This window comes from bacterium (assembly GCA_021372775.1).
Lineage (GTDB): Bacteria > Acidobacteriota > Polarisedimenticolia > J045 > J045 > JAJFTU01.
The window spans coordinates 1-5,720 of sequence record JAJFTU010000061.1 but is presented as its reverse complement, the minus strand read 5'-3'; the positions used below and the strand labels follow the sequence as shown (position 1 = coordinate 5,720).

At 73.2% G+C, this 5,720-nt stretch carries 5 protein-coding genes; 2 read left to right on the top strand and 3 right to left on the bottom strand.

Features of this window, described 5'->3' with window-relative positions; translation table 11 throughout:
• Positions 1-554, bottom strand: a 554-nt coding sequence (locus LLG88_02520) for a YqgE/AlgH family protein (protein ID MCE5245783.1), incomplete at its 3' end; no start/stop codon positions are given.
• Between the two features lie 2 nt (positions 555-556).
• Positions 557-2,230 (bottom strand): 2,3-bisphosphoglycerate-independent phosphoglycerate mutase, encoded by a 1,674-nt coding sequence (gene gpmI, locus LLG88_02515; protein MCE5245782.1) that lies wholly within the window; start codon positions 2,228-2,230, stop codon positions 557-559.
• A 96-nt stretch (positions 2,231-2,326) separates the two neighbouring features.
• Here gpmI and LLG88_02510 point away from each other — a divergent pair, with 96 nt between their 5' ends.
• Positions 2,327-3,418, top strand: coding sequence for a DsbA family protein (locus LLG88_02510; protein MCE5245781.1), 1,092 nt, complete (start codon positions 2,327-2,329; stop codon positions 3,416-3,418).
• Positions 3,419-4,061: 643 nt separating this feature from the next.
• Complete coding sequence (locus tag LLG88_02505; GenBank protein MCE5245780.1) at positions 4,062-5,111, top strand: thioredoxin domain-containing protein; 1,050 nt, start codon at positions 4,062-4,064, stop codon at positions 5,109-5,111.
• A gap of 76 nt (positions 5,112-5,187) precedes the next feature.
• On the opposite strand, the gene LLG88_02500 is transcribed toward LLG88_02505, so the two are convergent.
• On the bottom strand, positions 5,188-5,720 hold a 533-nt coding region (locus tag LLG88_02500), incomplete at its 5' end, for an ADP-ribosylglycohydrolase family protein (protein MCE5245779.1).

Below are 5,720 nucleotides of genomic sequence, written 5' to 3'. Positions count from 1 at the left end.
GTCGCGGGGTCGATGCCGGCGGCGTGGAGCGCGCTGCGCCACGCGTCGTCGGGATCGACGTCGAAGATGAAGGCCGGGTCGGCCGGAAGCGCCGCCCACGCCCCCTCCTCCAGCTCGCGCTCGATCTGCCCCGGCCCCCATCCCGAGTAGCCGGCGAAGCAGCGCAGCCGGCGCGCGCCGGACTGCGCGAGCGCGGCGAAGCGCGCGCGGTCGGTCACGACGTAGATCCCCGGCGCGACGCGCAGGTCCCCCCGCGGCTCGTCCTCGTCCACCTTCTCGCCGTGGAGCACGACGAGGCTGCCGTCCACCTGCACCGGCCCGCCGATCATCAGCGTCCCTTCCGGCGGGCCGTTGTACTCGAACCCCTCGCGGCGGCAGAGCTCGTCCATCGACATCGGCCCGCGGCGGTTGACGACGAGGCCGAACGCCCCCTCCTCGCTGTGCCGCAGCAGGAGCACGACCGCGCGGCGGAAGTTCGGGTCGCCGAGCTGGGGCATCGCCGCCACGAACCCGGGGGCGAGCGGATCGCCGAGACGTCCCGACGCGCGGCCCATCGTCAGCGCGGCGCCACGAGCGACGGCTCGTAGTCCTTCGGGGGCGCGAACCCCAGGAGCGTCAGCAGCGTCGAGGCGACGTTGCCGAGCCCCGCCTCGGGCAGCCCCTCGGCGAGGCGCAGCGCGCGGCCGGCGCCGTCGTAGACGACGAACGGCACGCGGTTGAGCGTGTGCGACGTGCGCGGCAGGACGCGCCCCGAGGCGTCGCGCTTCGGCGCGCCGGTCTTGTCCCGCTCGGCCATGTCGTCGAGGTTGCCGTGGTCGGCGGTCACGACGAGCGTCCCCTTCGCCGCGAGGACGTGCGGCAGCACGCGGCCGACCGCGAGGTCCACCGCCTGCATCGCCGTCACCGCCGCGTCGAGCGAGCCGGTGTGGCCGACCATGTCGCCGGCGGCGAGGTTGGCGCGCAGGAAGCGGAAGCGGCCGCCGCGCACGGCGTCGATCATCTGGTCGGCGACCTCGGCGGTCTTCATCCACGGCCGCTGCTCGAACGGCACGCGGTCGCTCGGCACCTCGACGTACTCCTCGAGCAGCGGGTCGAACATGCCGGAGCGGTTGCCGTTCCAGAAGTAGGTCACGTGGCCGAACTTCTGCGTCTCGGAGCAGGCGAACTGCGCGACGCCGCTCGCGGCGAGCAGCTCGCTGACCGTGCGCTCCGCCGCCGGGGGATCGACGAGGAAGCGGGCGGGGATCTTGAGGTCGCCGTCGTAGAGCATCATTCCGCAGAAGAAGACGCGCGGGACGCGGCCGCGGTCGAACTTGTCGAACGCCGGCCCCTCGTCGAAGGCGCGGGAGATCTCGATCGCGCGGTCGCCGCGAAAGTTGAACAGCACCGCGGCGTCGCCGTCGTTCATCGGCCCGACCGGCCCGGCGGCGTCGGCGACGACGAACGCCGGCAGGAACTGGTCGGTCACCCCCGGCTGCTCGGCGCGGAAGGTCTCGATCGCCGCGCGCGCCGACGGGAACGGGCGCGCGGCGCCGTGCACGTGCGCCTCCCAGCCGCGCTGGACGATCGCCCAGTCGGCCTCGTAGCGGTCCATCGTGACGAGCATCCGCCCGCCGCCGGAGGCGATGCGGTAGTCCCGCCCGTCCCGCCCGTGCAACTCGCCCAGCGTCTCCTCCAGCCGATCGACGTAGATCAGGGCCGAGGTTTCGGGGACGTCGCGGCCGTCGAGCAGGACGTGGACGCGCAGCTTGGCGATCCCCTCCCGCGCGGCGCGGCGGATCATCTCGTGGAGGTGCTTCTCGTGGGAGTGGACGTTGCCGTCGGAGAGCAGGCCGAGCAGGTGCAGCGCGCCGCCGGTCTCCTTGAGGTGGCCGACGAGCGCCGCCCACGTCCCCTGCCAGATCGAGCCGCTCTCGAAGGCGCGGTCCACGAGCTTCGCCCCTTGGTCGAAGACCCGGCCCGCGCCGAGGATGTTGTGTCCCACCTCGGAGTTGCCCATGTCGGCGTCGCTCGGCAGGCCGACGGCGACGCCGTGGGCGCGCAGGGTGCGCCAGAGGCCGTGCCCCTTGAGGCGGTCGAGGGTCGGGGTCCGGGCCAGCCAGGCCGCGTCGTACTCGTCCTTCGGCCCCTCGCCGACGCCGTCCATGATCATCAGCACGACCGGCCCGGGGGCCGGCGCCAAAACGGGATGCGGCGCGAGAACCAGCCCGCGCCCGCCGTCGTCGCTCATCGAAGTCCTCCAGTCGCCCGGCGTCAGGTGGCGGTTGCCCACCCCGCGGCGCCAGATTAGTTTATGAGCTTTCCCGCTCCCGAGGAGAAATCCGCCATGACTCTCAGGTCCCGTCACGCGATCCGGCTGGCCGTCGCGACGCTGCTCTGCGCGGCCGTCGGCCCGGCGGCCGTTTGGGCCGCGGCGCCCGCCGCGCCGCAGGCGCCCGTCAAGAAGCCCGAAGCCCCCGCGAAGAAGTTCGAGGTTCCCGCCGTCGTCGCCCAGGTCGGCGACGCGCAGGTCACGCGGGACGAGGCGTACGCGTATCTCCTCGAGCAGATCGCCGAGGGGAGCCACCGTCCGGCCGCCGACGTGATGAATCAGGTCGTGGACGAGCTCGTCAACCGCAAGCTGGTCGAGCTGGCCGCGGCCAAGGTCGGCAAGAGCCGCGACGAGTACGTCCAGCAGGAGATCGACAAGGTCGTCAAGCCCGCCGACGACGCCGAAGTCCAGCAGTTCTACGAGCAGAACAAGGCGCGGATGGGCTCGACGACGCTCGACCAGGTCCGCCCGCAGATCGTCCAGTACCTCAAGCAGCAGCAGTCCCAGCGGGCCTTCGGCGCCCTTCTGGACCGGCTGCGCGCCGAGACGAGCGTCCGGAGCTTCATCGAGTCCGCGCGGACGCAGATCGCCGAGAGCGACGCCCCGGCCAAGGGGCCGAAGACGGCGCCGGTGACGATCGTCGAGTTCTCCGACTACCAGTGCCCGTACTGCGGCCGCGCCGAAGCGACGGTCAAGGAAATCATCGCCCACTACGGCGACAAGGTGCGGATCGTCTTCCGCAACTACCCGCTCTCGTTCCACCAGAACGCGCAGAAGGCCGCCGAGGCGGCCGGGTGCGCCCAGGCGCAGGGTAAGTTCTGGGAGATGCACGACCTGCTCTTCGCCAACCAGAACGCGCTCGACGGCGCGAGCCTCGAGAAGTACGCCGCGGACCTGAAGCTCGACGGCGCCGCGTTCAAGAAGTGCCTCGACGGCGGCGACCGCGCGGTGGCGGTCCGCAAGGACGTCGTGGAGGCCGAAGGCTACGGCGTCTCCAGCACCCCGACGTTCTTCGTCAACGGGATCATGGTGACCGGCGCGCAGCCGTTCGCCGAGTTCTCGCGCACGATCGACAAGGAACTCCAGCGCCTCCCAAAAACCAAATAACCGTAGGGGCGGCTGGCGCGTCCCGATCAACGCGTCCCAGCTCAGGATTCCTCCGCGCCTGCCGCCCGACCTGACTCCCGCGAAACACTGCCTTTGCATTGGCGCGTAATTCCCGCGCGTCCCGCGGGACGCGCGTCGAGCGGCGGGGGCGGCGGCTCCGCCACGCGGCAACGGCTCGCCGCCGCCCCCGCCGCTCGACGCGCTCGTCGTTTTCGACGCCGCGCTTTCGGCGCCGCGTCTCGGCGGGCACCGCGACGGCGACGGGATCCGTGCTTCGATGGACGTTGCGAGGCCGATGGGCGTGTAGGGGAGGCTGGCGCGTCCCGACGATCGTGGCCGCGCTCAGGATTCCTTCGCGCCTGCCTCCCGACGTGGACCTCGCGAAACGTTGCCTTTGGACGTCGAAAGGCAAGCGGGTGTGGTGTTCAGGTCGGGCGGCAGGCGCGATGTTGCGCCGTTGTTCCGACGATCATCGGAGCGCGCCAGCCGCCCCTACGGCGACGTGGACCTCGCCCGGAAAGGCAAGGCGGGGCGCCGTCGTTTCGGCGTTCGTCGGATCGCGCCGGCCGCCCCGACGCGCATTCGGTCGCCGCGCGGCCGCGGGGGGCCGGGCGCTCGTAGAATGTGTCGAGGAGATTCGGCGATGGTCCGTAAGGCGGTGGTTGTTTCGGCGATTGCGCTCTGCGCTCTCTCGTCCGCGTACGCGGCGGTCCAACAACCGCCGACGCAGCCGGCGGCCTCGACGCAGCCCGCGTCCCCCGCGGCGGCGGTCGTGGACGGCGCGACCCTCTCGATCGCCGACGTCGAGCAGGAAGCCGCGCCGGCCCTCGCCAGGATCGACGAGCAGCGCCGCGCGCTGATGCGCGACGCGCTGGCCCGGCTGATCGACCGCGCGCTCCTCGCCAAGGCCGCGGCCAAGAGCGGGCTCGCCCCCGGCGCCTACCTCGCCGCCGAGGTCGAGGGACGCGTGAAGGCGCCGACCGACGCCGAGGCGACGCAGGACTACGAGCGGCGCCGCGCCGAGTACGGCGGACAGGCGTTCGAGGCGGTGCGGACGATGATCCTCGAGCGGCTCGCCTCGGAGCGCCGGCGCGACGCCGAGGCCGCCGTGCGCCGCGAGCTGCGCGCCAAGGCCGACGTCAAGATCCTGCTCGACGAACAGCGCTGGAGCGTCGATTCGACCGCCGCGCCGGCCGACGGCCCCGCCGGCGCGCCGGTGGTCGTCGTCCTCTTCAACGACTTCCAAGGGCCGATCTCGCAGGACGCCTACGCCGCGCTGAAGCGGTTGCGCGCGATCTACGGCGACCGCCTGCGCGCGGTCTGGCGCGAGCTGCCGGCGGAGCACCACGCCGACGCCGCGCGGGCCGCCGCCGCGGCGCGCTGCGCGCATCGGCAAGGGAAGTACGGCGTCTACCGGGACCGCGTCTTCGCCGCCGGCTCGGGCGCGCTCGACGACGCCGCGCTGCGCGGCTACGCCAAGGAACTGGGGCTCGACGAGAAGCGCTTCGCCGCCTGCCTCGACAAGAACGAAACCGCCGACGAGTTGCGCGCAGACGCCGAGGCGGCGGCCCGCGCGGGCGCCGCGGGCCCGCCGACCTTCTACGTGAACGGCCGCCGCGTCGCCGGCGCCGCGACCGTGGACGAGCTGTCCGCGCTCGTCGAAGACGAACTGGCCCGCGCCAAGACGCGCTGAAACGACGCCGCGCCCGCGTTCCGCGAAGCGCCGGCCGAAGGTCGACGAAGCGCGCGGAAGGCGGCGCCGACCGGCGCTACGCCGGAACGCCGGCGTCGAAGAGCGCGTCCGCGGCCGCCTGCACGCGGTCGATGTCGCGGATCCGTTCCAGCCAGCGCCGCGGCACCGCGTCGGCGCCGAACCGCGCGCCCAGGGCGGCCCCCGCGATCGCCCCGTTGGTGTCGGTGTCGCCGCCCGCGGCGACGATCTCGATCAGCGTCTCCTCGAAGTCGGGGGCGCGCCGCAGCGCGTGGACCGCGACGTCGAGCGCCTTGATCGTGAAGCCGATCCCGTCCTTGTCGAGGTGCAGCGAGCCGACGCCGCCGCGGCGCGGCCGGCCCACGATCTCCGCGACCTCGCGCGGCGCGCCGGCCTCCTCGAGCAGCCGCGCCAACTGCCCCCAGTCGAGCTCGACGCCGTTCACCGCCGCGGCGAGCCCGGCGTTGAAGGCGACGCAGCTCCAGACGCAGCGCGGGTCGTGGTGCGTCACGAGCGACGAGTTCTGGCTCTCGCGGATCAGCGCCGCGCCGTCGGCCCGCCAGCGGAGCGCCACCGGCGCGCAGCGCATCA